This window comes from Streptomyces sp. NBC_00878, assembly GCF_026341515.1.
Taxonomy (GTDB): domain Bacteria; phylum Actinomycetota; class Actinomycetes; order Streptomycetales; family Streptomycetaceae; genus Streptomyces.
Map to the genome: position 1 here is coordinate 6,321,734 of NZ_JAPEOK010000001.1, position 25,838 is coordinate 6,347,571.

A 25,838-nucleotide genomic window follows, 5' to 3' on the forward strand; every position below is an offset into this window, starting at 1 on the left:
CGCCTGAATGTGGCACCGGCCCCGAGTGCCGGAAGGTTCTCAGGGCCGACGCGCACATCAACTGAGCTTCGCGTTCTGGGCCTTGACAAGGTCGGCCGGGATCTTGGCCTCGCCGGGGCGGGACTGGATGAACGCCCCACTGTCCAGCGCGAAGTAGTTGACGATGGTGTCGCCGAAGCGGAAGGTCTGGGTGCGGAGTTTCTGGGTGAAGCCCTTGAACTTGAAGGTAGCAGCGGTGGCGAGCGACTCGTCGCTGCCCGAGGGGGCGGTCTCCACCGTGACCGAGTCGTACCGCGTGGTTCCCCTGTCCGACGTCGCTGTGTAGCCGCTGCCGCAGGAGTCGGCCGCCTTGGCGAGGTCCTTCATGGCGGACTCCGCTTCGCCGTCCTCGTAGGTGGAGAGCGTGATGTAGGTGAACATGGCGGCCGAACTGGTGGCGACGTGTGTGAGCGTGGCCTGCGGGGAGCCGATGGGGAGTTCGTTCATCGCGTACGCCAGCGGGGTGCAGACGGCTTTGTCGACGTCCATGTCCTCCTGACTGGCGGCCAGGGCGTCGCCGTCGGAGGGCTCCTTGACGGTGTAGCCGCTCTCGGCCTTGGTGACCATGAGTTTCGCCAGGCGCTCCGCCGGGCTCACCTCCTTGGCCTTGGAAGCCGTGGCCTTGGCCCCGGGCTTGTCGTCCGCGTCCGTCTCCGAGTCGCCGCCTCCGCAGGCGGTCAGTCCGGTCAGTCCGGTCAGTACGACGACGGAGAGCGCGGAGGCGGCGAGGGCGGATCGCTTCATGTGGGGGAGGGCTCCTTGAGTTTTCGCGGGGTGACGGATGGGGCCGTCATCCGCGCGGCTGAAGATCGCTGGAGATCCTTCCACGCCCCCGCCCCACCCCTGCCCCGCCCCCGTGAGCGACTAGTGCAGACCTGATGGACGCAGCGTGACGAACACCCGTCGGGGCAGGGCGGGATGATTCGCTGGTGCACAGCGGCAGGCCCCTGCGCAGGCCCGTTCTCGACCGGGAACCGGGCGGCCCGCATTGCGCGTGGATAACGTCGGGGCGTGTGGGGTTCGCGGGCGCGGGCGCGCCTTGAGGGGCTTATGTGCTGCTGATACGGTGCGATGACTTGACACTCGCTCGGGCCATGGCTATTCGACCAGGTCGGGCGGTACGCCCCGGTGAGGGCGGAGTGTTCCAAGTGTCCTGAATGACGAAACCTTCTTGGGTGTACGGGGAGCGGTTGCGTGAAGATCCAAGAGCGTACGGGGGCGGGCAACAACCGTTCCGCTGCGCCGGTTCCGCCGACGATGGGGGAGCGCCTTCCCTCGCCGCCTCGCGAGCGCAAACCCGCGCTGGCCGCACTCGCCGTGCTGCTGATCCTCGTGGGTGCGCTCGGGGCGACCATGCTGGTGCTGCGCGCGGGCGACCGTATCGAGGTCGTGAAGGTGACGAGCGACATCCAGGCCGGTGAGTCCGTCGGCGGCAAGGTGGAGTCCGTACTGGTCGCGGACGACGCGGGCATCAACTACGTCAGGTGGTCCCAGCGCAAGACCCTTGGGAAGCTCAAGGCCAAGTCCACGATCTACGAGGGCACTCTCGTCATCGGCGAGATGTTCGGCACCGAGGCAAGCCTCCCGGCGGGCAAGGCCGTCGTCGGTCTCTCCCTCAAGGAGGGCCAGTACCCGGAGGGCATCCAGCCGGGCGACCTCGTGGCCGCCTACCAGGTCGGCAACACCAGCTCCTCGAACTCGAACGACGAGACGGGCACCGGCTCCTCCGGTTCCGCGGGCACCGGCAGTACGCCGATCGTCGACAACGCCCGTGTCGCCAAGGTGCCGGACGCCAAGGGCGACAGCACCATCAGCAGCACCAACAAGCGCGTCACGGTAACCGTCGACGAGAGTGACGCCGCCGCGCTGGCCCGTGCCGCCGCCGCGAACCAGGTCGCCCTCGTCCTCATCCCCGGCAACTAGCGGCAAGAGAGTCACACACACCATGGCCCTCATCGCCCTCGCCGCCGACAAAGGTTCCCCCGGCGTCACCACGGCGGCCGTCGCCCTCGCCGCCGTCTGGCCCCGCAGGGTCCTGCTCGCCGAGACCGACCCGGCCGGCGGCGACCTCGTGTACCGCAGTGCCGCCGCGCACGGCGGGCCGCTGAACCCGAACACCGGCATGCTGTCCATCGCCGCCACCGCCCGCCGAGGCCTCGTACCGGATCAACTCTGGGACCACGTACAGCCGTTGAGCGGTGGGCTCGAAGTGCTCGTCGGGCTCGGGAACGCCGAGCAGGCGGCCGGGCTCGCGGGGCTGTGGCCCACGCTCGGCCGGGCCTTCGCGCACCTCGCCGACTCCCCGCACGCGCCCGCCGACGTCATCGCGGACTGCGGACGGATCAGCGGGGACACCCCGGCCGTCGAGATGTTCTCGCAGGCGGCCCTCGTACTCCTCATCTCCCGCACCGAGCCGGAGGCCATCGCGCGCGTACGCGACCGGGCCGCCGCCCTCAGCGCCAAGCTGCACGGCGGAGCGCGCGGTGCGGCGGCGCTCGGCACGCCCCTCATCGGGGTCGTCCTCATCACCGACCCGAGCGAGTCCGGCAAGCTCGTCCACCAGGTCAACGACATGCTGGTGGCCGCGCAGACCGGCGCCCGCGTGGTCGGCACGATCGCCGAAGACCCGGCGGGCGCCGACCAGTTGGCCGGCCGCAAGCGCGGACGGCTCGACAAGTCGCTGCTCATCCGCTCGGCGCGCAAGGTGACCTCGGACCTCTACCAGCAGTTCGGCGCGGCCTGGTCCGTACCGGCGGCCGGCGGTCCGAGCGGTCAGCCCACCGCCGGAGCCGGTCGATGACGGCGGGGACGTACACGCGTAGGGCAGCCGGGCGTAGGGCAGCAGTGGGGGGCGGGCGATGACCGCCGTCGACCATCAGCTGGTCAAGCGGTTCCGGCAGGAGGCCGGTGACCGTATCGCCGAGCAGCGCCGGCTCGACCAGGTCTCCGGCGTCACGCCGATGTCCAACGAGGACGAGCGGCACTACGCGCGCGCGGTCATAGCCCAGATACTGGAGGACTACGCCCGTACGGAGATCAACTCCGGGCGTACGCCGCTGGACGCCGAGACCGAGGAGCAGTACGCGGCTGCCGTGCACGCCGCACTCTTCGGAGTGGGGCGGCTGCAGCCACTGCTGGACAACCCCGAGGTCGAGAACATCGACATCAACGGGTACGACCAGGTCTTCGTCGGCTACGCGAACGGCGAGGAGGTCAGGGGCGATCCCGTCGCCGAGACCGACGAGGAGCTCATCGAGCTCATCCAGATCCTCGGCGCGTACTCCGGTCTCTCCTCCCGGCCCTTCGACTCCGCCAACCCGCAGCTCGACCTGCGGCTGCCGGACGGCTCCCGGCTGTCCGCCGTCATGGATGTGACGCGCCGCCCGGCGCTCTCCATCCGTCGCGCGCGCATGGGCAAGGTCTTCATGTCCGACCTCGTCGGCAACGGCACGCTCACCCCCGAGGTCGGGCACTTCCTCGCCTGTGCCGTCCGGGCCCGCAAGAACATCATGATCGCGGGCGCGACCAACGCCGGTAAGACCACCCTCCTGAGGGCCCTGGCGAACGAGATCCCGCCGCACGAGCGCCTCATCACCGTCGAACGCGCCCTGGAACTCGGGCTCGACACCTTCACCGATCTGCACCCGAACGTCGTGGCGTTCGAGGAGCGGCTGCCCAACTCCGAGGGCCAGGGCACCATTTCGATGGCGGAGCTGGTCCGGCGTTCGCTGCGTATGAACCCCTCGCGCGTCATTGTCGGTGAGGTCCTCGGCGACGAGATCGTGACCATGCTGAACGCGATGTCGCAGGGCAACGACGGCTCGCTGTCCACGATCCACGCCAACAGCTCCAGCGAGGTCTTCAACCGTATTTCCACGTACGCCCTCCAGGCCACCGAGCGACTGCCCATCGAGGCCAGCCAGATGCTCGTCGCGGGCGCGGTGAACTTCGTCGTCTTCGTTCAGCGGCGCAACAACTACCAGACGGGCGGCCGACTCCAGCGCATGGTCACCTCCATCCGTGAGGTCAACGGCGTCGACGGACGCGTCCTGTCCAGCGAGGTGTTCGCCGAGGCGGCGGACGGCCGGATCGTGCCGCACGCGCCCCTCGCCTGCCTCGAAGACCTGATCCAGCACGGCTATCGCCTGCCCGGCGGGAACTGGGGGTGAACCGACCATGACTCTCGCCGCTCTTGACTCACTCGGCTCCATGGGCGGGCTGTTCTCGACCACGGTCCTGTACGCGCTCGCGTGCGGCATCGCCGTCGGCGGCGGCCTCGCGCTGCTCGCCGTCGCGGTCCGCGGACTGCCCGCCAAGCCCGAGCACGAGAAGCAGAAGGCGAGCGAACGGGCCTCCGAGCTCGTACGGTTCGCCGGTCAGCGTGGTTCGATCGCGGCCGGCGCCGGCATCGTCGTCCTGCTGCTCACGCGGTGGGCCGTCGCCGGTATCGCGACCGCCGTCCTCGTCTTCTTCTGGGACAAGCTGTTCGGCGGCGCTTCCGAGGAGAAGGCCGCGATGCGCCGCGTGGAGGCCCTCGCGTCCTGGACCGAGTCGCTGCGCGACACCATCGCGGGCGCGGTCGGCCTGGAGCAGGCCATCCCCGCCTCCGCGCGCGCCGCGGCACCGGTCCTGCGCCCGCACCTCGACGCCCTCGTCGACCGTCTCCGCTCCCGTACGCCGCTGCCGGACGCTCTTCAGCAGCTCGCCGACGAGATCGACGACGCGTCCGCCGACATCATCGTGGCCGCGCTGATCCTCAACGCGCGGCTGCGCGGCCCGGGTCTGCGGCAGGTCCTGGGCGCGCTCGCCAAGTCGGCGCGCGAAGAGGTCGACATGCGGCAGCGGGTCATGGCACAGCGCGCTTCGACCCGGCGCTCCGTACAGATCGTCGTCGCCGTCTCGGTCGCCTTCGTCCTCGGACTGTCGATCTTCAACCGCGACTTCGTCGAGCCGTACGGCACGGCGGTCGGCCAGCTCGTACTCGCTTGCGTCTGCGGCCTGTTCGCGATGGGCTTCCTGTGGCTGCGCAAGCTGTCGACCATCGAAACGCCCGAACGCTTCCTGGTACGGGACGAGTCGTCGGTCCAGTTCGTACGCCCCCGTACGTCGTCCTCATCCTCATCGTCATCGTCATCGCCGTCGTCGTCCCAGACACAGTTCCCGGCGCAGACGCTGCCGGAGGAGGGGGTACGCCGATGAACTCGTCCCTGATCATGCCCGTCGTGGTCGGCGCCGTCCTGGGCCTGGGCCTCTACGCCCTCGTGCGCGCCCTGATGCCGGCCAAGCGCAGCGCGGTCTCGCAGGTCGCGCGCATCGACGCGATGCGGGCGAGGGGAGCGGCGTACGAGTCCTCGCACCGCACCACCGCCGACAAGGGGCGGCTCGGGAGCGTACGGGCCGGAGTCGGCGCGCGAGTCTCCGAGTTCTACCTGCAGCAGGGCTGGGAGCTGCGGTCGCTGCGGGCCGACCTGGCCGTGCTGGACCGGAGTTGGGAGAACTTCCTCGCGACGAAGGTGCTGCTGGCGGCGGCCGGGCTGTTCTTCGGGCCGTTCATGTTCGCCGTGGTCTGGACGCTCGGGGTCGGCCGCAGCCCGGTCATCCCGATCTGGCTCGCGCTGCTGTTCGCGACCGTCTTCTTCTTCCTGCCGGACCTGGAAGTACGCAGGGACGCGGCGGAGAAGCGGCGTGACCTGCGGCGCGTGATCGGCGCGTATCTGGACCTGGTGTCGATGAGCCTGGCGGGCGGCCGGGGTCTCCCGGAGGCCCTGATGGCCGCCGCCGAGGTCTCCGACGGCTGGGCCACGCAGCGCATCCGTAACGCGCTCGCGGACGCCCGGATCACCGGCATCAGCCAGTGGCAGGCCCTCGGCTCGCTCGGTGAGGACCTGGGTGTCGAGGAGTTGAAGGATCTGTCGGCCTCGTTGGCGCTGGTCGCGGACGACGGTGCGAAGGTGCGCGAGTCGCTCGCCTCGCGCGCCGAGACGATGCGGCACCGCGAACTCGCCGAGATCGAGGGCAGCGCGGGCGAGAAGTCGCAGTCGATGCTCGTCGCGCAACTGCTGCTCTGCGCGGGCTTCCTGGTCTTCCTGATCTTCCCGGCGGCGATGCGCGTGTTCCAGGTCTGAGCCCCGGCAAACGACAACTGCATCTTCGAACCACTCGAACCGCTCGCACCACCGATGTGAACTGCTCGAACTGCTCGAACCGCTTGACCGCTCTGAACTGTCTTGAGAGGACAACTCACCATGAACGGACGGAACTTCAGCACCGGGATCCCGGGGGTGGACTTTCTCATCACCTTCCTCCAGGGCCGGGTGCAGCGTGCCCGCTCCGGCGAGCTCGACCGTGGTGCGTCCGCGGTGGAGTGGGTCATCATCTCGGCGGTCGTCGTGGCGATCGTCGGCGTGGTCGCCGCGATCATCAACGCCGCGCTGAGCGACGGTGCCAACAAGGTCGGCGACTGCATCAAGGGCGCGGACGCGGGCAGCACCTGCTGATCTCGCTGCCGTTCTCTTCTTCTCTCTTCTTCTTCTCCCTTCTACGGGTCTATGGGTCTACGGGGTAACTGGTGAGCGTACGACGCTGGGTCCGCCGCCGGGTGGAGGCCGCCTCCGCCCGCGGCGACTCCGGCATGACCGCGATCGAGTTCGTGCTGCTCACACCCGTGCTCTTCTTCATGATCTTCGCGACGGTGCAGTTCGCGCTGTACTTCTTCGCCGACCACGTGGCCCAGGCGGCGGCCCAGGCCGGCGCCCGCAAGGCCCGCGCGACGGCCGACGAGCGGCCGGGCGCTTGGCGGGGCGAGGCACGGAACGTCGTCGACAGCTACATCGCGCAGCTGGGACCGCAGTTGGTGCTCTCCCCGGACGTGGAGATGCTCCAGCCGGAGCAGAACACGGTGGGCGTGGAGATCACGGCGAAGGTGCCGTCGGTGTTTCCCGGGCTGGATCTGACGGTGCAGGCGCAGTCGGTGGGACCGGTGGAGCGGTTCGTCGAGGAGGACGGGAACTAGATGCGCGCTCTCGTACGCCGCCGGGTTCCGGCCCCTGACCGGGACCGGGGGCTGTCCACTGTGGAGGTGGTGATCCTCGCACCGGTGATGATCCTCTTCATCCTGGTGCTGGTGGCTTTCGGGCAACTGGTGGACGGACGAGGGGCGATCGACGGGGCGGCGAGGGACGCGGCTCGGTCCGGGTCGCTCCAGCGGGACGTGGTCTCGGCGATGGCGGAGGCGCAGAAGGCGGCGGACGCCGACCTCGCGGACGTCTGCGCCGGTGCGGTGACGGTGAACAAGACCAGCGCCGGTTTCGAGGACGCCGACCTGTTCACGGTCGAGGTCAGCTGCGAGGTACGGGGCCTGGCCATGCTCGGCCTCGATGTCCCGACCCGCCTGACGGCGTCGTTCACCTCACCGCTGGATCCCTTCAAGAGGAAGGCGTGATGGGGCGGATGACGGCGATGGGGGGCGTGACGGTAGGGCGCATCGGACGCATCGGACGCATCGGGAACGCCGTGCGCTCCTGGACGGACGCACGCCGCGCTCGCCTCGACGACCGCGGCTCGGGCGCCGGAGCGGTGATCATCTTCGCGCTGGTGTTCCTCTCCCTGTCGGCCTTCGTCATCGACGGCGGCTTGTCGATCTCCAAGCGCGAACGTGCCGCCGACATCGCGGAACAGGCGGCCCGCTACGCAGCCCAGGACGTGGACCTGGACGAGCTGTACGAGAACGACGGCGGCGGCGCCCCCATCCTCTTCGAGAACTGCGGCGCCCGAGTCAAGGCCTTCGCCCAGGAGATGGGCATGACCGGCGCAGACATCGCCGCCACCCACTGCGTCGCCGCCAACGCCGACGAGGTCGAGGTGGAGGTCCAGCTCACGTACTCCCCGGTCTTCACGGGGATGTTCTACGGCGGGGATGTGGTGGTCAGGGGACGGGCTGTTGCCGAGAACGAGGTCGGCTGACGACACCCCCTGCGGGGCGGCCTACTTGCCGTCGTCCTGCTTGCCAGCCTTGCCGCCCTTGCCGCCCTTGCCGTCGGACTTCACGCCCTCGGAGACCTGTTTCGCCAGGTCGTCGTCCAGCTTCTTGAACTCCCGGACACGGCCTCGGACATCTGGGCCAGCGCGTCGAGTTGCTGGTTGATGTCCTCGCGGCCGTCCTCCCAGTTGGACTCGAAGGCCTCCAGCTTGTCGTAGACGCCGCCGTCGCCGATGTCGTCCTTGTAGGACTCGAACAGCTTCTTGGCGTGGTTCATCCGCGACTTGATGTCACGCAGCCGGGTGCCATAGTCCTCCAACTCGCTCAACGGGAGCGCGAGGTCGGGGTTTGCCCATGTGATCCCCCTGTGGTGTCCGTGCCTCGGCGGCTTGTGTCCATGCAAGTGGTGTCTACCCGAACCGGAAGGTACCCGTCACGGCGTCGAAGATGTCGTGTGATGTGTGTCCGTCTTCAGGGCCTTGATGAATGTGGTGAAGGCGCCGGAGGGGAAGGAGAGGGTGCCATGCGTGGGGGTTTTCGAGTCGCGTATGGATATGTGGGCGCGTAGGTTCGCGATCTCTACGCAGTCGTTGCCCTCCCCGCCGCCTGAGAAGGACGACTTCTGCCACTGCGGAGGGGTGATCATGGCTGGTCCTCACAGTTCCTTGGCCAACTGGTGGATGAGGTCACGTGATCGCTCTGGGGTGAGTGACGCTTCCCTCACCCTACGGAAGAGCTTTCGGAAGTGCTCCAGTTGGGCTTCGGAGTCGACGAAGGCCGTGCCGTGCGGCGCGTCGCGCACCACGGTGTCCAGACGGGGCACTGCGCCGCCCAGATGGACCATCGCGCTCCCGGCCCCCGCGAAGTCGTCCAGGCCGAAGGGGATGACCCTCACCCTCACGTGATCCGCCTCGGACTGCTCCAGGATGCAGGCGAGTTGAGCTTGGAACGCTGTTTGGCCGGCCACTTTGATGCGGAGTGCCGTCTCGTGGATCACGGTCTCGTACGGCATGGGTTCGGGTTTCTCGATGATGACCTTCCGCCGCATCCGATGGCGTACCCGATGCTCAATCTCGCTCTCCGGGAACTCCGGGTTCATGTACGAGAAGAGAGCGCGAGCGTAGGCCTCCGTTTGGAGGAGCCCGGGCACGTGGGTAACCGCGACGTCGTGACGGAACGTCGCGTGGTGATCCAGTTCCGAGAGGTCCAGGTATGCCGCGGGGAGGACGCCCCGGTACTCCTCCCACCAGCCCCGGGTCCGGTCGGTGGTCATGGCGGCGAGAGCATCGATCAACTCGCTGTCTGAGCACGCGTAGTTGGCTGCCAGTCGACGAACGCGTTCCTCGCTGACCCCTGCGACACCGGACTCGATCTGGCTCATCTGGGTGGAGTTCACGCCCAGCAGGGACGCCGCTTCGGTGGCCTTGAGCCCTGCGGCCTCCCGAAGCTTGCGCAGCTCGGCGCCCAGGCGCATCTGTCGTGCGGTGGGGTGCCGCCGCGTTGCCATGTGTTGCTCCCTGATCCAATTCGCCCTCTTGGGTGCCTCGTTCGGGTGCGAGATTACGGTGACGGCTTGCGTGGTCGCAACTTTCATACCTACTGTCAGTGACGCGACGCATGCAATGCGGAACCCCGGGACCCCGGAAGCGCACCACACCGTCATGCCGTGACGGCTGCGGCACAGCCACCGCCCGCCACTCCGCAGAATCGCCAACTCCCCTCCTTCCGAAAGGAGTTCACCCATGCCTGAAAGCGAATCCGCCCCCTGGGAGTACACCCTGTACATCCCGAACGATCTCCGAGCCGTCACTGTCTGCCGCCGCACCCTCCGTCTGATCCTCACCATGCACGGCCTCATCCGCCTCGTGGACACCGCCGAACTGCTCGCGGCCGAGCTGGTCTCCAACTCCGTACGACACACCAAAGGGCCCGCTGCTCTACGAGTGCGCTGGTCGGCCGGGGTGCTGCGGATCGGGGCCTGGGATGCGGATCCTGAACCGCCCGAGCCTCCAGGGGAGTTGGCGCAGCTCACCGGCGCGGAGACGGGGCGGGGTCTCGCCCTCGTACGCGCCTGCGCCGACCTATGGGGTTGGCAGCCGCTCACTCGGGACGGCAGCCGGGGGAAGTACGTGTGGTGCGATCTTGTCGCGGCGTAGGAGGGCGTAGGAGGGCGTAGGAGGGCGTAGGGGGACGTGGGGGCAGAGCCGTCCGGACGGGTACGGGGGATCGGGCTATCGGGTTCGGCGGCGGTCCGGGCTGACCGCCGCCGGGTTCCTCGGCCTACTTCGAGGCCGTCATCCCGTACTCGTACGCGATCACCGAAGGCTTGCCGGACTTCGGCAGGGTGGCGAGCGCCAGGCCCTGGAAGGTGTCGGTGACAAGGGCCCGCTTGGCGGGGTTGTAGACCGACTCCTCCTTGTTCGGGGTGATCTCGAAGCTGCCCATGTACTGCTGCTTGAGCAGCGTTTCCTGGGTATGGGCGGTCGGGACGACCGCGAGCACGCCGCCGTCGGCCAGCCGCAGCGCGTACGTCGTCCCGTACGCCGGGTCCTTGGCGAAGTACTTCTCGGTCGCCCACTTGGCCAAGTCGCCTTCGTCGCGCTCCTTGTAGAGCTTGAGGGCGTCCTTGGCCGGGTCCGTGGTGTGGGAGATCCCGGCGCCGGCCTTCTTTCCACCGGTCTCGTAGAGATCCTCGAACGCTGCGCTCACGTCGTTCGGGGCCAGGGTCCCGACGCGGGTGGAGGGGGTGACCGCGGTGGCGAGACCATGGTCGCCGGTGTCGATCGTCGGGATCGGCGCGTCGGAGTAGACCGCCGACATCAGCTTCCAGGCGCCGCCCTCCTTGTCGAAGACCAGCAGGGCTGGGGTCTTCGTGCCACTGGCGGTGGCCTTGACCGCGAACCAGTCCTCACCCGCGGGGATGTAGTACGCCCGGTCCTGGTAGGAGAAGGGCTTCGCGTAGTCGCTCTGCTCCGCCTTCGTCCACGTGCTGAAGGTTTTGTAGTCCGCCTTGCTCTGCTCGTGGACCTGGCCGCCTTCGACCGTGCTCAGCAGTTTGGCGTTCCGCGTCTTGTTCGCCTTGCTGTTGACAGCCACGTAGTTGTCGACGATCTTCGCCGCCTGCTCGCGCGTCACGGCGCCCTTGGGGGTGGCCGAGGCCGAGGCTTTCGTGTCGGCCTTCCCGTCCTCGTCCGTGGTGCCGCCGCACCCGGTGAGAGCGACGGTGGAAGTCATGCCGAGCACGAGCAGGGCCGTGCCGGTCGTACGTGCGGCGTGTATCGCGTGGGGGGATGCCATGGTGTGGGCGTCTCTTCTTGTGTTGTGGGGTCTCGGAGAAGTCGGAGAACTCGGAGTGCTTGGAGAACTCTGAGAACTCTGAGAACTCTGAGACGGGGAACAGCCGCTGCGAAGGAGCGGTCGCGCGTCAGCGGTTGATCGACTGGATTTCCTGGACGTTCATGTCCTGGGTGGTCTCGAAGGTGCCGTCGGGGAGGTCGCCGCCCGTGCCGCCCGCGCCCTCCCAGGTGATCTGCCAGGTGACGGAGGCACTGAGCTTGTACGGCCCGCCGCTGGTGGCACGCAGGTACGTGATGCCGCAGGGCGGGGTCCTGTCGGCGTCGCCCTTCACGTACGGGGTGCCGATCGAACCGTCCTCGTTGATCTCGCAGTCACCGCCCGCGGGGAAGGTCTCCGCGTCCTCCGTGCCAGGTTCCAGGTGCAGGGCGACCGGCTTGGCCGTCGTCTCCGCCCAGAGGTTGGTGTTGGGCAACTCGGCGCGGACCTTGACCTCCTGGAAGGTGCCCTTGTCCAGCCACACCCAAGTCGGCAGGTTGACCGTGGACTTGCCCTCCGGCCTCAGCTCGATCTCGGTGTCGGGGACCTCGACCTTGTCGTAGGCGTACTCGGCGAGAGTCTCCGGAGTGGGGGCGTTCGGTACTGCGGGAACCTCGCCGGCGTTCTGCCAGAACATGACGCGTTCGCAGTCGTACGACTCCGGGTCGGCCATGTCGGGGGCCACGCCGCGCCAGAAGTAGCCGTCCTTGCCGATGTTGTAGTTGTCGTAGCCCTCGACGGGGGTGAGGGAGCCGTCCTTGTAGTTGTAGGCGTCCTTGCCGTCCCGGTAGTGGTCCGTCCACAGCTTCTCGCCGCCCCAGGACGTGTGCGGGCTGACGTATCCCAGACTGTTCGTCTCGGCGAGCGCCTTGAGCTGCTCCGGGGTGAGGACGGGCTCGTACCAGCAGGGCGGCGGCGTCCAGTTCACGTCCGTCGACGAGATACTGCCGCGCTTGCCGCCGGTGGGGCCGCTGACCTGGGTGACCCTGATACGGGAGACGGAGGCGGACAGTGCTTTGTCGTCGGCTCCGCCGGCGGGGCCCGGCGGTCGCGTCTCCTTGCCTGTTGGAGCGTCGGCGTGAGCGATGCCGCCGCCGCACAGAGCTACGGTGACAGCGGCGATCGGGGCCAGGAGGCGTGCAGGTGTCGCAGTCCTCATACCTGGCACTCCTTTGCCTTGCCCACGACGTCGATGATCGACGCCTTCCAGACCTTCGAGGAGCCGGACGGCGGGAGCATGAGCACGCTGTACTTCAGGTAGCTCTTCAGGCTTTCCTTGGTGTAGAGGATCTTTCCTGTCTTGATTTCCTTGCCGTAGTACTTGGCCTGGTTCTCACAGAAGCTCACGAGGACGCCCTTGCCGTCGCTGAGCGTGTTGACGTCCTCGTCGTAGAACTTGTCCGTCCCCGTGGGGGTCCAGCCCCCCTTCACCCAGGTCTGGATCTGCTGCTTCGCGTACTGCGCGGCAGGACCGGCCGAGTAGTACTGGTAGGCCGGGTCGTCCGGGTCCTGCTCGGCGAGTCCGTGGTTCAGCGCCCGGAGGTAGTTCTGTGCGTCGGTGAGCGCCGCCGCGTGCTTGGCGTCGGACGGCTCATCGAAGTCGAAGGCCAGATCCAGATCGTCCGGGACGCTGATGTCCGGACTGCCGCCCGCCGCCGCGGATGCCGAGGCCGACGGACTGCCCGACCCCTTGTCAGCCCCCTTGATGTCATCCGGTGACGAATCGTCGCCCCCGCCGCACGCGGTGAGCAGAAGGGCCGCGGTGGCGGCGAACGCGGCGGCGGTGGTCACGGTGTGGCGGGCCACGGGTGTACTCCCCCTGTTTAAGGCGTGTGTTCAAGGCGTGTGTTCAAGGCGTGTGTGCAACAGAGAACGAAGCTATCAGGGGGGAGTAGAGGGTCTCGGGGCGGCGCTGGGGGATTGTGTGGGGATCGTGAGATCTGTGACGTGACAGTTGCGAAGTGCCTGGATCCTGGTTGTGGCCGGGCGTGGCCCGGCGGAGGCCCGCATGGATATCGCGGGCATAGGGGGTGGGCCGTGAGGAATCGGATGGCCTGAAGGTCGCCCCCTCTCCCCGCCCTTCGACACCCTCAATAAGATCTCAGTAAGGTCAGTACACCCCCATACACCGCCGCTCTCCCTCCCTCCACACACGACACCAGGACACCCGCCATGGCGCGACGTACCACTTCCAACTCGACGGGAACTTCGCCGGGTCCGAGGAATCGGACGCCGCAGCCCTTGCCCCGGCGTCGCCGTACGTTCGGAGATTTCCTGAAGGCGTTCGTCGCCTTCGTCGCCCTGCTCGTGCTGCTCATCGGGGTGCCCGGGTCGCTGGCCTCGCAGATCGGGTGGCCGCTGCCGAGCGGTGCGCCGAGTCTGGACTGGCTCCAGAAAGAGATCAGCGTCGACACGTTCATCAACACACTGACGGTCGTCGTCTGGTTCGCCTGGGCCCAGTTCACCGCATGCGTGCTCGTCGAGGTGAAGGCCGCGCTGTCGGGCGTCGGGCTGCCGAACCGCGTGCCCGGCGCCGGGCCGAGCCAGCTGCTCGCGCGGCAGCTCGTCGCCGCGCTGCTGCTCGTCGGCGCGACCGCGGCGAGCTTCACGCCGGGGCTGTCGCAGCTCGGCCAGCAGTTGGAGGGGAACCAGCGGCCGGTCGCCGCCGCCGCGCAGCAGACGCCGGGCGGGTTGCTGGGGCAACAGCAGGAGCAGGCGGCCTCGACGGCCGCCGCCCTGGCCGAGCAGGCCGCCCACGCGGCCGTGCACGCCGAGAGCGGGAGCGGCGCCCACGCCTCCGCCGACGACACGAAGTTCTACCGGATCCAGCCCCCCGAGGGCAGGCACCACGACTCCCTCTGGGAGGTCGCCGAGCGCCACCTCGGCGACGGGCGGCGGTACAAGGAGATCTACCAGCTCAACAAGGACCGTACGCAGCCCGACGGTTCGAAGCTCTCCGAGGCCAGCCTCATCCGGCCCGGCTGGATCATGGAGATGCCCGGCGACGCCCGCGGCGGCGACCTCGTGGAGGTCCCCGACGAGGCCCCGAAGGCACCGCAGGCGTCGCAGGCTTCGAAGGTCTCGGAGGAGGTCCGGCAGCAGCTCACCGACTACGCCCGGACCGGCGGTGCCGAGGGTGCGGGCGGGCAGCTGGGCGGCGGCTCAGGGTCCCTCGACCGCGACACCGCCCACATCAGCCTTCCCGAGCAGCGGCCCGCCCCCGACCGGGGGCACCAGCACGGTCAGCCCGGACAGCAGGGCCAAGGCGGTCAGCAGGGGCAGGAGCACGCCGCCCCCGCCGCCGGGGAGGACGGCGGCTTCGGGCTGCCGCAGGCCCTCCTCGGCGCGCCCCTCCTCGCCGCCGGCCTCCTCGGCGCCCTCGGCCGGCGCCGGCGTCAGGCGCTGTGGCAGTCCGCCCTCGGTGCCGTCGGCGGGCGGCGCGGCATGGAACCGCCGACGCCCACCGGTGCCGCCGCCGACGCGCAGGACGCGCTGCTGGTGGGGGCCGACCCCGAGGGCGTACGCCTCCTCGACCTCTCCCTGCGCGGGCTCGCCGCGTCGCTCGCGGGCGAGTCCCGCCCGCTGCCGACCGTCTACGCGGCCTGGATGAGCGGCAACGGCGACCTGCACCTCCAGCTCGCCCAGCCCGCCGGAAAGCCGCCGGCCCCCTGGCAGCTCGGGCAGGACCAGACGTTCTGGATGCTGGCCCGCGCCGACGCCGAACGGTACGAGGACGTCGACACGGCCGCTCCCTACCCCGGCCTCGTCAGCCTCGGCACGATGGACGACTCGCGGCTGCTGCTCAACCTGGAGGCCGTGCCCGGCATCGTCTCGCTGAGCGGCCGCGAGCAGGACCGGGCGGGCGTGTTCGCCTCCGTGGCCGCCGAGTTGGCCACCAACGGCTGGTCCGACCGCATGACGATCACGCTCGTCGGCTTCGGCGAGGATCTCACTCCTCTCGCTCCCAACCGGCTCCGCCACCTCGACGACATCGAGGCGCTCGTGGAGACCATGGAGGCGGAGACGCGGCAGCGGCGCGGCGCGCTGGGCGCCGCGGGTCACGACTCGGTCCTGACCGGCCGTACGGGGCCTGCCCAGCACACCCGCTGGGCCCCGCACCTCGTCCTGCTCGCCGCCGAGCCGTCCGCCGAGGACGCCGTCACCCTCGCCGAACTGGCCGCCGACGCAAGCCGGTTGGGCATCGGGTACCTCGTCGGCACGCAGTCGGGCGAGCTGCCCGGTGCCGCCTGGGAGATGGAGATCACCAGCGAGGGCAAGCTCCTCGCGCCGCTCCTCGGGCTCGAACTCGACGCGCAGCTCCTGCCGGTGTCCCAACAGCGGGCCGTCGTCGAGCTGTTCGTCGACGCCGACCCCGAGCGCGCCGACGACCGCCCGACCACCACCCCGCCGTTCCTCGTCGACATCAGCGAGCAGGGACGTCCCGCGGTGTACGCGCGGCTCGTCGGCCCGTACGAGATCATCGGGCTCGAAACGCCGGACGGGGAGCGCAGCCCGCTGCTGCACGAGGCGTTGGCGCTGCTGCTTCTGCACCGCGAGGGTGTGCATCCGCGGGTGCTGTCCTCCGCGCTCTGGCCGCGCGGCGTCACGGACGACGTACGGGACGCGCTCGTCGAGCGGCTGCGCGCCTGGCTCGGCAACGACCCTGACGGCACGCCGCGCCTCGGCAGCGACGCGACCGGGCGGCTGACGCTCGCCAAGTCCGTCGTGTCCGACCTGGACGTGCTGCGGTCGCTGTACCACGAGGCCACGCAGGGGCGGGGCGCCAACAGCCGTGCCGTGCGCGGGCGTCTGCTGACCGACGCGCTGGTGCTGGTGCGGGGGCCGTTGCTGGCGGAGCGGTCGGGCGGACGGTACGGCTGGCTGACGCACGAGATCATCGACGCCCAACTGCCGTTGCTCGTCGCGGACATCGGGCTCGCGCTCTCCGCGTTCCACCTGGAGAAGGACCGGGCGGAGAAGGCGATCGAGGCACTGAACGCCGCGCTCGGCTCGGCGCCGGGCGATGAGCGGCTGTGGAACGAGTTGCTGCGGGCCACGCATGCCACGGGTGACAGCGATCGCCTGAAGCGGCTCGCCGCCGATCTGGTGGCGCGCAGCGGGGCGCGGGGGCTGCCGCCCCGGACCGAGGCCCTGCTGGACGAACTGCTTCCCGCTTGGCGGAGTGGTGTCGCTGCCGTCGGATGAGCGGGACCCGCTGAGCAGCGTGTTCAGGGCGATCAGGGTGATCAGGGGGAGTGGTCCGTGGATTCCGTGGATCTCCTGCTGATCATCGGCGCCGCCCTCTGGGGCGGTGCCGTCGGCCTGCTCGTTCCTCGCCCGGCCCACCGCTTCTCCGTCGCCCCCGACGAGCCCTGGCAGACGCGGTGCCCCGAAGGCCACCTCATCGGCGGCTGGGTCGGCCTGGCCCGCTGCCGGGACTGCGGAGGGCGGATGTACGGCCCCAGCACGCCCCTCGTCGCCCTCGCCACCGCTCTCGTCTGCGGGGTGCTGGCCGCAGCCACCGGTACCCGGCCCGAGCTGGTCGTCTGGCTGCTGCTCGCGCCCCTCGGCGTTCTCCTCGCCGTCGTGGACTTCACCGTGCAGCGGCTGCCGGACGTACTGACGCTGCCTCTCGCGGGAGCCGCCCTGATCCTGCTCGCGGGAGCGGCGGCGGCGCCCGAGCACGCCGGGAACTGGCTGACCGCGCTGTACGGATCCCTTGCCCTCGGCGGCGGCTACTTCCTCCTCTTCCTCATCAACCCCAACGGCATGGGCTTCGGCGACGTGAAGCTGTCGCTCGGCCTCGGCGCGGTCCTCGGCTGGTACGGCTGGGGGGTCCTGCTGCTCGGCACCTTCGCCGGGTTCCTGTTCGGCGGGCTGTACGGGCTGGGGCTGGTGATCGCACGCAGGGCAGGCCGGAAGACCTCCATCCCCTTCGGCCCTTTCCTGATCACGGGCGCGTTCGTGGGCCTGCTCGTGGGGGCGTACGCGGCCTGACGAGCGGGCCGATCGCACGGCCTGACGTTGGGTGCTCGCACGGCACGGCGTCGGGTGATGGCACGGCCTGACATCGGGTGATCGCATGGTCTGGCGTACGCTGGATCAGTCCGTCCATGCCCCTATGAAAGGGACCGCTCCGGTGACCGAGAAGGCCGACCTCACGTCCGTTGATGTCACAGCCGTCCTCGACCGTGCCGCCGAGGGTGGGCGGATCACCCCGGAAGAGGCGCTCCACCTCTACCGCGACGCCCCGCTGCACGCGCTGGGTGCCGCCGCGGACGCCGTACGCCGCCGTCGGTACGCCGGTACGGAGCACATCGCGACGTACATCATCGAGCGCAACATCAACTACACGAACGTCTGCGTCACGGCGTGCAAGTTCTGCGCGTTCTACGCCCCGCCCAAGGACACCGCCAAGGGCTGGACGCGCGACCTCGACGACATCCTGCGCCGCTGCGCGGAGACCGTCGAGCTCGGCGGCACGCAGATCATGTTCCAGGGCGGGCACCACCCGGACTTCGGCGTCGAGTACTACGAGAAGCACTTCGCCGCGATCAAGGCCGCCTACCCGCAGCTCGTCATCCACAGCCTGGGGGCGAGCGAGGTCGAGCACATGGCCCGTATCTCCAAGGTGTCGGTGGAAGAGGCCATCTCGCGGATCCACGCCGCCGGTCTCGACTCCTTCGCCGGCGCCGGCGCCGAGCTGCTGCCCGCGCGGCCCCGCAAGGCGATCGCGCCCCTCAAGGAGTCCGGCGAGCGCTGGCTGGAGATCATGGAGGCCGCGCACAACCTGGGCGTCGAGTCCACCTCCACCATGCTCATGGGCACCGGCGAGACCAACGCCGAGCGCATCGAGCACCTGCGGATGATCCGTGACGTACAGGACCGGACGGGGGGCTTCCGGGCCTTCATCCCGTACACGTACCAGCCTGAGAACAACCACCTGAAGGGCCGTACGCAGGCCACGCTCTTCGAGTACCTGCGGATGATCGCCATCGCGCGGCTCTTCATGGACAACATCGCCCACATCCAGGGCAGTTGGCTGACGACCGGCAAGGAGGTCGGCCAGCTCTCCCTGCACTACGGCGCGGACGACCTCGGTTCGATCATGCTGGAGGAGAACGTCGTCTCCTCGGCCGGTGCCAAGCACCGCTCCAACCGTATGGAGATCATCGACCTGATCCGCAAGGCCGGCCGCGTCCCGGCCCAGCGGGCCACGACGTACGAGCACCTCGTCGTCCACGACGACCCGGCGAACGACCCGGTGGACGAGCGGGTCCAGTCCCACATCTCCTCCACGGCGATCGAGGGCGGCACGGCTCACCCGGAGCTGAAGCTCCTCGCCTCCAACTAGGTCCCCAACAGGTATCCAACGGGTCCTCAACTGGTCTTGCTGTGCTGACGATTCACGTCGCGGACGAGCTGCGGTACGCCTGGGACGACCCTGATCCGGTCAAGGGCGGCTCCGACCCGGTCAAGGGCGGGGCCGTCGCCGTGGAGGGCGCCCGGATCGCCGCGACGGGGTCGCTCGCCGACCTTCGGGAACGCTTCCCGGCCGCGCGTGTGCGGCGCTGGCCCGGTGTCCTCGGGCCGGGCCTCGTCCTCGACGGCCCGCTCCCGGACGCGCCGACGCCCCGCGAGCGGGTGCACTCCGTTTTGAAGCGGGGGGTGGTGGCGGTGCTGGAGGAGTACGTGGGCGCGCCCGAGTTGAGGGCGGCGGTGGGACGTAACGACGTGGCCGTCCTGACCCGGGTCCGCCCCGCGGGGATCGTGGCCGGGGGCCGGGCCGACCTCGCGGTCTTCGACGAGGACTGGGTGTGCGTGGCGACCGTTTGCGCGGGGCGCCTTGTGCACAGGCGCCGGTAGCTCCGCTGGTCGTGCGGTTTTCGGCTGCGCGACCAGCCCCCACCCACCCGCACTCGAAGAACCGGCCAGAACCCACCCATAAATCCCCCGGTCAGCCGGTGAACGCCTCCGCGAAATCCCCCGCCCCCTGCTCAACCCCACTGCAATTCGTCGCCGCGTCATCCGAAGCCGCATCGTCTCCTTCGCACGGCTGGTCCCGGAACGTCGACCACATCGAGACCCACGCCACCCCCTTCTCCTCCGCGAACGACCGAACCTGCGCCGCGTCGGACAAGGAGAACGTCTCGTTGTCGACGTCGTTGACCCCGATCATCGAGGTGAGAGCGAGCCCCTTCCAGGCACCGTCCTCGGACAGCCCGAAAACGTCCTCCAGTTGATCGTGGGCGGCCTTGGCCGACGTCTCCGCGTAGTCGCCCATGTCCTCGTCGTACGTGCTGCCGTAGTTCATGGTCATGATGTTGACCGTGGAGACCTGGACGGCGTTGTCGTTGGCGGACTCCAGCAGCGCCAGGCTGTCGTTGTCGAGCCCGGACGGCATCACGGGCAGGGTGAAGGTGACCGCCAGGTCGGTGCGCTCCTTCTGGAGGAGAGCGATCGCCTCGGAGCGCAGCGCGACCGAGTCGGAGTCGGTCAACTGCTTGCCCTCGATGTCGAAGTCGGCCTCCGTCGCCCCGGCGGCGTCGAGCGCGGCCCCGTAGGCCTCGGCCAGCTCGGCGGCGCTGTCGCAGACCGAGGCGAGCTCCTTGCCGGAGGCGCCGCCGAACGAGACGCGCACGGCGGAGCCGGACTCCGTCAGCGCCGCGATACGGGACTTGGTCGCCGCGTCGCCGATCGCGGTCGAGCCGTTCCACTTCGGCGTACAGCTGCTGCCGTCCGAGATGACGAAGGCCAGGTTGTACGTTGACGGCGAGCCGGCCGAGTCGTTGTCGGAGGCGCTGGTGGCACTGACGTACGGGGCATAGCCGGTGGCGGCCGACTGCGCCGAGGCGGACGCCGACGCGGAGTCCGACGCCTGCTCGGACGGCGTGCCGCCCGCCGCCGATGGGGCGGAGTCCGGTTCCGGATCCGCCTCCGAGGAACACCCCGTGCAGGCCAGGGCGATGACGCAGGCGAGCCCGGCAGCCGGCTTCAGGAAAGTCCTCATCGCGCACGCTCCAGCTCTCGTGATTCCTGTCTCAGGATGGAAACAAACTGCGTTTCCGAAGTGGGAATGTCTCACGAGCGGCCAGGCCCCACGAAGACAGGAAACGCATGGAGAGCCCACAGTAACGGCCGGGCAAGCCGGGTCAACCGGACATGGATATGCGGATATTGGGTCTCTTCTCGGTAATCCTCGCCCCCGCATGCGATCAAGGATTCTCTCAGGGAATAGACAGACTCAGCCGATTCTCATGGCAGCCTCACAACAGAATCAGAGTTTCTGACACATAAAGGCTGCCTAATATCCGGGGAATGCATTCCGAGCCTGCCATCGAATCCCGCGCCGCTGGGCGTGGCCGCCGCCGCAAACGCGGCAACGGGTCCAACGGGTCCGAAGACGGTCCCGTGTTCGTTGACAACTCCGGGCGCAGAGCCAAGCTGCTGCGCCGGATCGGGCTCCTCCTCGGCGTCGTCTGCGTCGGGTACGCGGTCGTACTCGGCATGGCGTTCATGGGCTGGGGCCCCTCGCTCTCCCCGTCCTCGCTGCTGCCCTTCGGGGGCGGCGGCCCGGGCGGCAACCAGAACTCCGGGCCGGGCCGCGGCGTCCAGCCGCAGGGCGGCGCGGGGAACCGGCCCACCGGCACACCGCCCACGGGCGTCGCCACCGGCGCCCCGCCCGTCTCCGCTCCGTCGGAGCCCGTCTCCGCCCCGTCCGCGTCCGCCACCGCAGACGCCAACTGACCGGAACGCACTCACACTCATGGCTACTACGACGCCCTCGCGCGGCCGCCGGCGCGCCCCGTCCCGGATGACACGGGCCGCGGGCAAGGCCGCGGCGCTGCAGAAACCGCGTGTCATCCTCGCCCTGCTGCTCCTCCTCGCGCTCACCAGCGTGATGCTGCTCGACGGCTATCTGCGCGCCGAGGTCGGCGGCGACGAGCGCGTACGCAGCAACGCCAGTTCCAGCAAGGTCCCCGACGAGGTCATCGACGGCGGGCCGATCCTCTCCTTCCGGGGCGGGCAGGCGCAGAGCCAGTCCGTCCCCGAGAAGACCATCGCGCTCACCTTCGACGACGGTCCCAACCCCACCTGGACGCCCCAGATCCTGAAGATCCTTCAGGAGAACGACGTCCCGGGCACGTTCTTCGTGGTCGGCTCGATGGTCTCGCGCTACCCGGACATCGTGAACGACATGGTGGACCAGGGCAACGAGATCGGCATCCACACCTTCACGCACGTCGACCTCTCATACCAGAGCGACGACCGGATCGCCCGCGAGATGGACCAGACGCAGCTCGCGCTCGCGGGTGCGGCGGGCATCACGACCACGTTGTTCCGCGCCCCGTACTCCTCCAAGGCGGACGCCATCGACAACTACAGCTGGCCCGTCTACAAGGAGCTCGGGGAGGAGGGCTACACCAGCGTCTTCGTCGACACCGACAGCGACGACTGGAAGCGTCCGGGCGTCTCGAAGATCATCAAGTGGGCCACGCCGTCGAAGAACAAGGGCGCGTCGGTCCTCTTCCACGACGCGGGCGGCGAGCGTTCGCAGACGGTCAAGGCGCTCGGCACGTACATCAAGAAGATGAAGGCGAAGGGCTACACCTTCACCACCATCAGCGGCGCCATCCAGGAGACGGAGAGCGCGAACGGGCAGGCGGGCGCGGGCGCGGAGGCCGGAGCGGCGCCGGACGCGAACCAGCAGGCGACCGGTCAGCCCGGCGAGACCGGCCAGAACGGCCAGCAACCCGGCGCTGAGCAGGGCGAGCAGGCGGCCGGTCAGGCGCCCGGCGGCCAGCAGGGCCAACTGGGCGGGCAGGGCCAACAAGCCGGGCAGGCCGGGCAGGCCGCCGGGGGCGGCAACGGCCTCCAGGCCGCCCACCGCACCGCCACCGGCACCACCCTCTACGAAGGCAAGGCCCTCGTCGCGGCCGTCGCCGTCGCCGAGTGGACCGTACCGGGGCTCGCGGCCGGGCTCGCCGTCGTCGGCGTCGCCGTCATGGGCCGCTTCGGGATGATGCTGATCCTCGCCCGCAGGCACTACCGGCAGCGCAACAAACGCCGGTTCAGCTGGGGGCCGACCGTCACACAGCCCGTCAGCGTGATCGTGCCCGCGTACAACGAGAAGGAGTGCATCGCCAACACCCTTGAGTCGCTGGCGAAGAGCACCCATCCGATCGAGATCATCGTGGTGGACGACGGCTCGACGGACGACACGTCCCAGATCGCGCGCGATGCGGCACGGTCCTTCGGCATGACGAACGTCCGGGTCATCCGCCAGGAGAACGCGGGCAAGCCCGCCGCCCTCAACAACGGTGTCCGCAGCGCCAGTTACGACATCGTCGTGATGATGGACGGCGACACGGTCTTCGAGCCGGACGCCGTGCACCAGCTCGTCCAGCCCTTCGCGGACCCGGAGGTCGGCGCGGTCGCGGGCAACGCCAAGGTCGGCAACCGCAACACGATCATCGGCGCCTGGCAGCACATCGAGTACGTGATGGGCTTCAACCTCGACCGCCGCATGTACGACCTGCTGCGCTGCATGCCCACCATCCCGGGCGCGATCGGCGCGTTCCGCCGGGACGCCGTCCTGGAGGTCGGCGGCATGAGCGAGGACACGCTCGCCGAGGACACCGACATCACCATCGCGATGCACCGCGGCGGCTGGCGGGTCGTCTACCAGGAGCACGCCAGGGCCTGGACGGAGGCACCCGCCTCGCTCAAGCAGCTGTGGTCGCAGCGCTACCGCTGGTCGTACGGGACGATGCAGGCGCTGTGGAAGCACCGCAAGTCCCTTACGGACAAGGGTCCTTCGGGCCGCTTCGGCCGGGTCGGTATGCCGCTGGTCGTCATCTTCCAGATCGTCACGCCCGTCTTCGCCCCGCTCATCGACGTGTTCACCGTCTACTCGATGATCTTCATCGACTTCAAGGCGGCCCTGCTCGCCTGGCTGGCCGTCCTGTGCGTCCAACTCGTCTGCGCGGCCTACGCGTTCCGGCTGGACCGCGAGAAGTACCGCTACCTGCTGATGATGCCGCTGCAGCAACTCGCGTACCGGCAGATGATGTACCTCGTCCTCATCCACTCCTGCATCACCGCCCTCACCGGCGGTCGCCTGCGCTGGCAGAAACTGAAGCGCACCGGCGAGGTCGGCACACCGGCGGGGGTCGGCTGATGAGCTGGGGGACGGATCAGCCGGGCTATCCGCAGGAGCATCCACAGGGCTACGGCCATGGCTACGGGTACGGATACGACCAGCAGCCACAGCCGTCGGGGCAGCCGCAGTACGGCAGCACGCCGTACCCCCAGCAGTACGTCGACCACGACCAGCAGGGGTACGCACCGGAGTACGTACCGGAATACGCGCCGGCGGACTACACGGCGTACCCCGCGCCGGAAACGGAACAGGTGTCGGGCGACACGGCACAACTGCGGGCGGTGGGGCCGGAGTTCGCGGCTGCCGCCGAGGTCGGGGCCGAGGCCGAGGCCAAGCCCCGCGACCGGGAGCCTGAGCCTGAAGCGGCCCAGGCCCAGGCCCAGGCCCAGGCCCCGGCCCCGGACGCGCCGCCGAAACTCGCAGGCCGCGACCGCTACTTCGACACCCTCCGCGCGGTCGCCCTCGTCCGCGTCGTCACGTACCACACCTTCGGCTGGGCCTGGGCGGGCATGGTCTTCCCCTCCATGGGGATCATGTTCGCGCTGGCCGGCACGCTGATGGCGAAGTCGCTGGAGCGGCCCGCCCTCACGGTGATCAGGAGCCGCATCCGCCGGCTCCTGCCACCGTTCTGGTTCTGGGGCTTCTTCGTCGTGGTCGCCATGATGATCCACGACTGGATGCCCGGCTGGCAGATCGTCTACTGGATGGTGCCGCTCGGCGACCCGCCGGGCAACGCGTGGGGCGAGCAGGCCTGGCAGATCCTCTGGTACCTGCGGACGTACCTGTGGTTCGTCCTGCTCTCGCCCCTTCTCCTGAGGGTGTTCCGGCTGGCCCCGGTCGCGGTCCTCGTCCTCTCCCTCACTCCGATCCTGGTCGTCCATTTCCTGTGGGAGCCGCCGGACAACCGCTTCGGCAGCGCGCTCACCGACCTGGCCATCTTCCTGTTCTGCTGGCTCCTCGGCTTCGCGCACCGAGACGGCGTACTGCAACGGCTGAAGCCGTTCGCCGTCGTCGTCCTCTCGCTCGCCGCGATCGGCTACGGCGGCTGGTACGCCTTCACCCACCAGGCCGAGACGGGTACGTACGACCTCGACGACATCCCGCTCGCGCAGGCCTTCTGGTCGGCGGGGTTCGTGACGCTCCTGATGTACGCGAAGGCGCACTTCGCGATCGACTTCGCCGGGCTGGCCCGCTTCAAGCGCCTCGACCGGATCGTGACGATCTTCAACGCCCGTGCCGTGACCCTCTACCTCTGGCACGAGATCGCGCTGATCCTGGCCGTCCCGCTGATCGACCAGTTCTGGAACGTGCCGGCCTTCGAGACGTACCTGCCGCTGGAGAGCCAGTGGTTCATGTTCGGCATCGGCTGGCTCCTCATCGCCGTGTTCATCCTGCTGTGCGGCTGGGTGGAGGACGTGGCGGCGAAGAAGAAGCCGAGGCTGCTGCCCTGAGGGGCGTTGCGGGAGCCGTCCTCGCGGCGGCGTTCTGACCGGCGTACGGGCCGGGTGCTGGAGAAGTCACCCGGCCCGTACTGCCACAATGGGACCGTGACCCGCGCATCCCTGAACAAGCAGCCGCACGAAGTCGCCTCGATGTTCGACGACGTGGCGGAACGCTACGACCTGACGAACGACGTCCTGTCGCTCGGCCAGGACCGGGTGTGGCGCAAGGAGGTCGCGAAGGCCGTTGACGCACGCCCCGCGCAGAAGATCCTCGACCTGGCGGCGGGCACGGCCACGTCCTCGCTGCCGTTCGCGCGCACGGGTGCGTACGTCGTCCCCTGCGACTTCTCCCTCGGGATGCTCAGGGTCGGCAAGAAGAACCACCCCTGGCTGCCGCTCACGGCCGGGGACGCCACGAAGCTGCCGTTCAAGGACGACACCTTCGACGCGGTGACGATCTCCTTCGGCCTGCGGAACGTGCAGGACACGGACACCGCGCTGCGCGAGCTGTACCGGGTGACCAAGCCCGGCGGGCGCGTCGTGATCTGCGAGTTCTCGCACCCGACCTGGGCGCCCTTCCGCACGGTCTACACCGAGTACCTGATGCGCGCCCTCCCGCCGGTGGCCCGCACGGTCTCCTCCAACCCCGAGGCGTACGTCTACCTCGCCGAATCCATCCGCGCCTGGCCCAACCAGCCCGCCCTCGCGGAACGCCTCACCAAGGCAGGCTGGTCAAAGGTCGCCTGGCGCAACCTGACGGGCGGGGTCGTGGCCCTGCACAGGGGCTACAAGCAGGCCTCGTGATTCTTAGGGGCGCGGCAACTGCTTCTTTCAGGGGCGCGGGGAACAGCGCAATCTTTTAGGGGCGCGGGGCTGTGACATT

General features: G+C 69.2%; 25 protein-coding genes and 1 pseudogene. 18 read left to right on the plus strand and 8 right to left on the minus strand.

The window, feature by feature from the left end; all coding sequences use genetic code 11:
- Positions 1-57: 57 nt before the first annotated feature.
- Positions 58-783 carry a hypothetical protein gene (locus OHA11_RS27300; protein WP_266500753.1) on the minus strand — a complete coding sequence of 242 codons (726 nt, stop codon included), beginning with the start codon at positions 781-783 and terminating at the stop codon, positions 58-60.
- 450 nt (positions 784-1,233) lie between these two features.
- Between OHA11_RS27300 and OHA11_RS27305 the strand changes: the two genes are divergently transcribed.
- The 9 genes from OHA11_RS27305 (at position 1,234) to OHA11_RS27345 (ending at position 8,001) form a co-directional block, all read left to right on the plus strand.
- Positions 1,234-1,962: a hypothetical protein gene (locus OHA11_RS27305; protein ID WP_266500755.1), complete on the plus strand. Its 729-nt coding sequence runs from the start codon at positions 1,234-1,236 to the stop codon at positions 1,960-1,962.
- 22 nt (positions 1,963-1,984) lie between these two features.
- Complete coding sequence (locus OHA11_RS27310; RefSeq protein WP_266500757.1) at positions 1,985-2,839, plus strand: hypothetical protein; 855 nt, start codon at positions 1,985-1,987, stop codon at positions 2,837-2,839.
- Between the two features lie 58 nt (positions 2,840-2,897).
- Positions 2,898-4,208, plus strand: coding sequence for a CpaF family protein (locus OHA11_RS27315; RefSeq protein ID WP_266500759.1), 1,311 nt, complete (start codon positions 2,898-2,900; stop codon positions 4,206-4,208).
- 7 nt (positions 4,209-4,215) lie between these two features.
- On the plus strand, positions 4,216-5,238 hold the full coding sequence (locus OHA11_RS27320) for a type II secretion system F family protein (protein ID WP_266500761.1): 1,023 nt from the start codon (positions 4,216-4,218) through the stop codon (positions 5,236-5,238).
- Positions 5,235-6,164 carry a type II secretion system F family protein gene (locus OHA11_RS27325; RefSeq protein ID WP_266500762.1) on the plus strand — a complete coding sequence of 310 codons (930 nt, stop codon included), beginning with the start codon at positions 5,235-5,237 and terminating at the stop codon, positions 6,162-6,164. Before OHA11_RS27320 ends, OHA11_RS27325 begins: the two co-directional genes overlap by 4 nt.
- A 120-nt stretch (positions 6,165-6,284) precedes the next feature.
- Entirely contained in the window at positions 6,285-6,536 is a 252-nt protein-coding gene (locus OHA11_RS27330; protein ID WP_055610899.1) for a hypothetical protein, read from the plus strand.
- Between the two features lie 134 nt (positions 6,537-6,670).
- Positions 6,671-7,051, plus strand: a complete 381-nt coding sequence (locus OHA11_RS27335; protein ID WP_266507488.1) for a TadE family protein — start codon at positions 6,671-6,673, stop codon at positions 7,049-7,051.
- A complete protein-coding gene (locus OHA11_RS27340) occupies positions 7,052-7,480 on the plus strand; it encodes a TadE/TadG family type IV pilus assembly protein (RefSeq protein WP_266500765.1) in 429 nt (142 codons plus the stop codon).
- Positions 7,481-7,488: 8 nt separating this feature from the next.
- Positions 7,489-8,001 (plus strand): pilus assembly protein TadG-related protein, encoded by a 513-nt coding sequence (locus OHA11_RS27345; RefSeq protein WP_266507490.1) that lies wholly within the window; start codon positions 7,489-7,491, stop codon positions 7,999-8,001.
- A gap of 21 nt (positions 8,002-8,022) precedes the next feature.
- Here OHA11_RS27345 and OHA11_RS27350 read toward each other — a convergent pair.
- The 3 genes and pseudogenes from OHA11_RS27350 to OHA11_RS27360 form a co-directional block, all read right to left on the minus strand.
- A pseudogene (locus OHA11_RS27350) lies at positions 8,023-8,378 on the minus strand (hypothetical protein).
- 72 nt (positions 8,379-8,450) lie between these two features.
- Complete coding sequence (locus OHA11_RS27355) at positions 8,451-8,663, minus strand: DUF397 domain-containing protein (protein ID WP_266500767.1); 213 nt, start codon at positions 8,661-8,663, stop codon at positions 8,451-8,453.
- Between the two features lie 9 nt (positions 8,664-8,672).
- On the minus strand, positions 8,673-9,524 hold the full coding sequence (locus OHA11_RS27360) for a helix-turn-helix transcriptional regulator (protein ID WP_266500769.1): 852 nt from the start codon (positions 9,522-9,524) through the stop codon (positions 8,673-8,675).
- A gap of 235 nt (positions 9,525-9,759) precedes the next feature.
- On the opposite strand from OHA11_RS27360, the gene OHA11_RS27365 reads away from it, so the two are divergent.
- Positions 9,760-10,173, plus strand: coding sequence for an ATP-binding protein (locus OHA11_RS27365; RefSeq protein WP_266500770.1), 414 nt, complete (start codon positions 9,760-9,762; stop codon positions 10,171-10,173).
- 124 nt (positions 10,174-10,297) lie between these two features.
- Here OHA11_RS27365 and OHA11_RS27370 read toward each other — a convergent pair whose 3' ends face one another.
- From OHA11_RS27370 to OHA11_RS27380, 3 genes are all read right to left on the minus strand, one after another.
- A complete protein-coding gene (locus tag OHA11_RS27370) occupies positions 10,298-11,314 on the minus strand; it encodes a hypothetical protein (protein ID WP_266500771.1) in 1,017 nt (338 codons plus the stop codon).
- A gap of 127 nt (positions 11,315-11,441) precedes the next feature.
- Positions 11,442-12,509 carry a hypothetical protein gene (locus OHA11_RS27375; protein ID WP_266500773.1) on the minus strand — a complete coding sequence of 356 codons (1,068 nt, stop codon included), beginning with the start codon at positions 12,507-12,509 and terminating at the stop codon, positions 11,442-11,444.
- Positions 12,506-13,156: a hypothetical protein gene (locus tag OHA11_RS27380; RefSeq protein WP_266500774.1), complete on the minus strand. Its 651-nt coding sequence runs from the start codon at positions 13,154-13,156 to the stop codon at positions 12,506-12,508. The genes OHA11_RS27375 and OHA11_RS27380 overlap by 4 nt, the downstream gene beginning before the upstream one ends.
- Before the next feature lie 366 nt (positions 13,157-13,522).
- Here OHA11_RS27380 and OHA11_RS27385 point away from each other — a divergent pair, with 366 nt between their 5' ends.
- From OHA11_RS27385 to OHA11_RS27400, 4 genes are all read left to right on the plus strand, one after another.
- A complete protein-coding gene (locus OHA11_RS27385; RefSeq protein ID WP_266500775.1) occupies positions 13,523-16,555 on the plus strand; it encodes a BTAD domain-containing putative transcriptional regulator in 3,033 nt (1,010 codons plus the stop codon).
- A 66-nt stretch (positions 16,556-16,621) separates the two neighbouring features.
- A complete protein-coding gene (locus OHA11_RS27390; protein WP_266507494.1) occupies positions 16,622-17,347 on the plus strand; it encodes an A24 family peptidase in 726 nt (241 codons plus the stop codon).
- A gap of 142 nt (positions 17,348-17,489) precedes the next feature.
- Positions 17,490-18,704 carry a cyclic dehypoxanthinyl futalosine synthase gene (gene mqnC / locus OHA11_RS27395; protein WP_266500776.1) on the plus strand — a complete coding sequence of 405 codons (1,215 nt, stop codon included), beginning with the start codon at positions 17,490-17,492 and terminating at the stop codon, positions 18,702-18,704.
- Positions 18,705-18,745: 41 nt separating this feature from the next.
- Positions 18,746-19,216, plus strand: coding sequence for a hypothetical protein (locus OHA11_RS27400; protein ID WP_266500777.1), 471 nt, complete (start codon positions 18,746-18,748; stop codon positions 19,214-19,216).
- A 91-nt stretch (positions 19,217-19,307) separates the two neighbouring features.
- Here OHA11_RS27400 and OHA11_RS27405 read toward each other — a convergent pair whose 3' ends face one another.
- Positions 19,308-20,360: a chitinase gene (locus OHA11_RS27405; RefSeq protein WP_266500778.1), complete on the minus strand. Its 1,053-nt coding sequence runs from the start codon at positions 20,358-20,360 to the stop codon at positions 19,308-19,310.
- 401 nt (positions 20,361-20,761) lie between these two features.
- Here OHA11_RS27405 and OHA11_RS27410 point away from each other — a divergent pair, with 401 nt between their 5' ends.
- From OHA11_RS27410 to OHA11_RS27425, 4 genes are all read left to right on the plus strand, one after another.
- Complete coding sequence (locus OHA11_RS27410; RefSeq protein ID WP_323186674.1) at positions 20,762-21,097, plus strand: hypothetical protein; 336 nt, start codon at positions 20,762-20,764, stop codon at positions 21,095-21,097.
- A gap of 19 nt (positions 21,098-21,116) precedes the next feature.
- The gene (locus OHA11_RS27415; RefSeq protein WP_266500781.1) at positions 21,117-23,531 is read left to right on the plus strand and encodes a bifunctional polysaccharide deacetylase/glycosyltransferase family 2 protein; all 2,415 of its coding nucleotides are present in this window, start codon (positions 21,117-21,119) and stop codon (positions 23,529-23,531) included.
- Complete coding sequence (locus tag OHA11_RS27420) at positions 23,531-24,964, plus strand: acyltransferase (protein WP_266500784.1); 1,434 nt, start codon at positions 23,531-23,533, stop codon at positions 24,962-24,964. The genes OHA11_RS27415 and OHA11_RS27420 overlap by 1 nt, the downstream gene beginning before the upstream one ends.
- A gap of 96 nt (positions 24,965-25,060) precedes the next feature.
- Positions 25,061-25,759, plus strand: coding sequence for a demethylmenaquinone methyltransferase (locus tag OHA11_RS27425; RefSeq protein WP_266500786.1), 699 nt, complete (start codon positions 25,061-25,063; stop codon positions 25,757-25,759).
- Positions 25,760-25,838 lie beyond the last annotated feature (79 nt).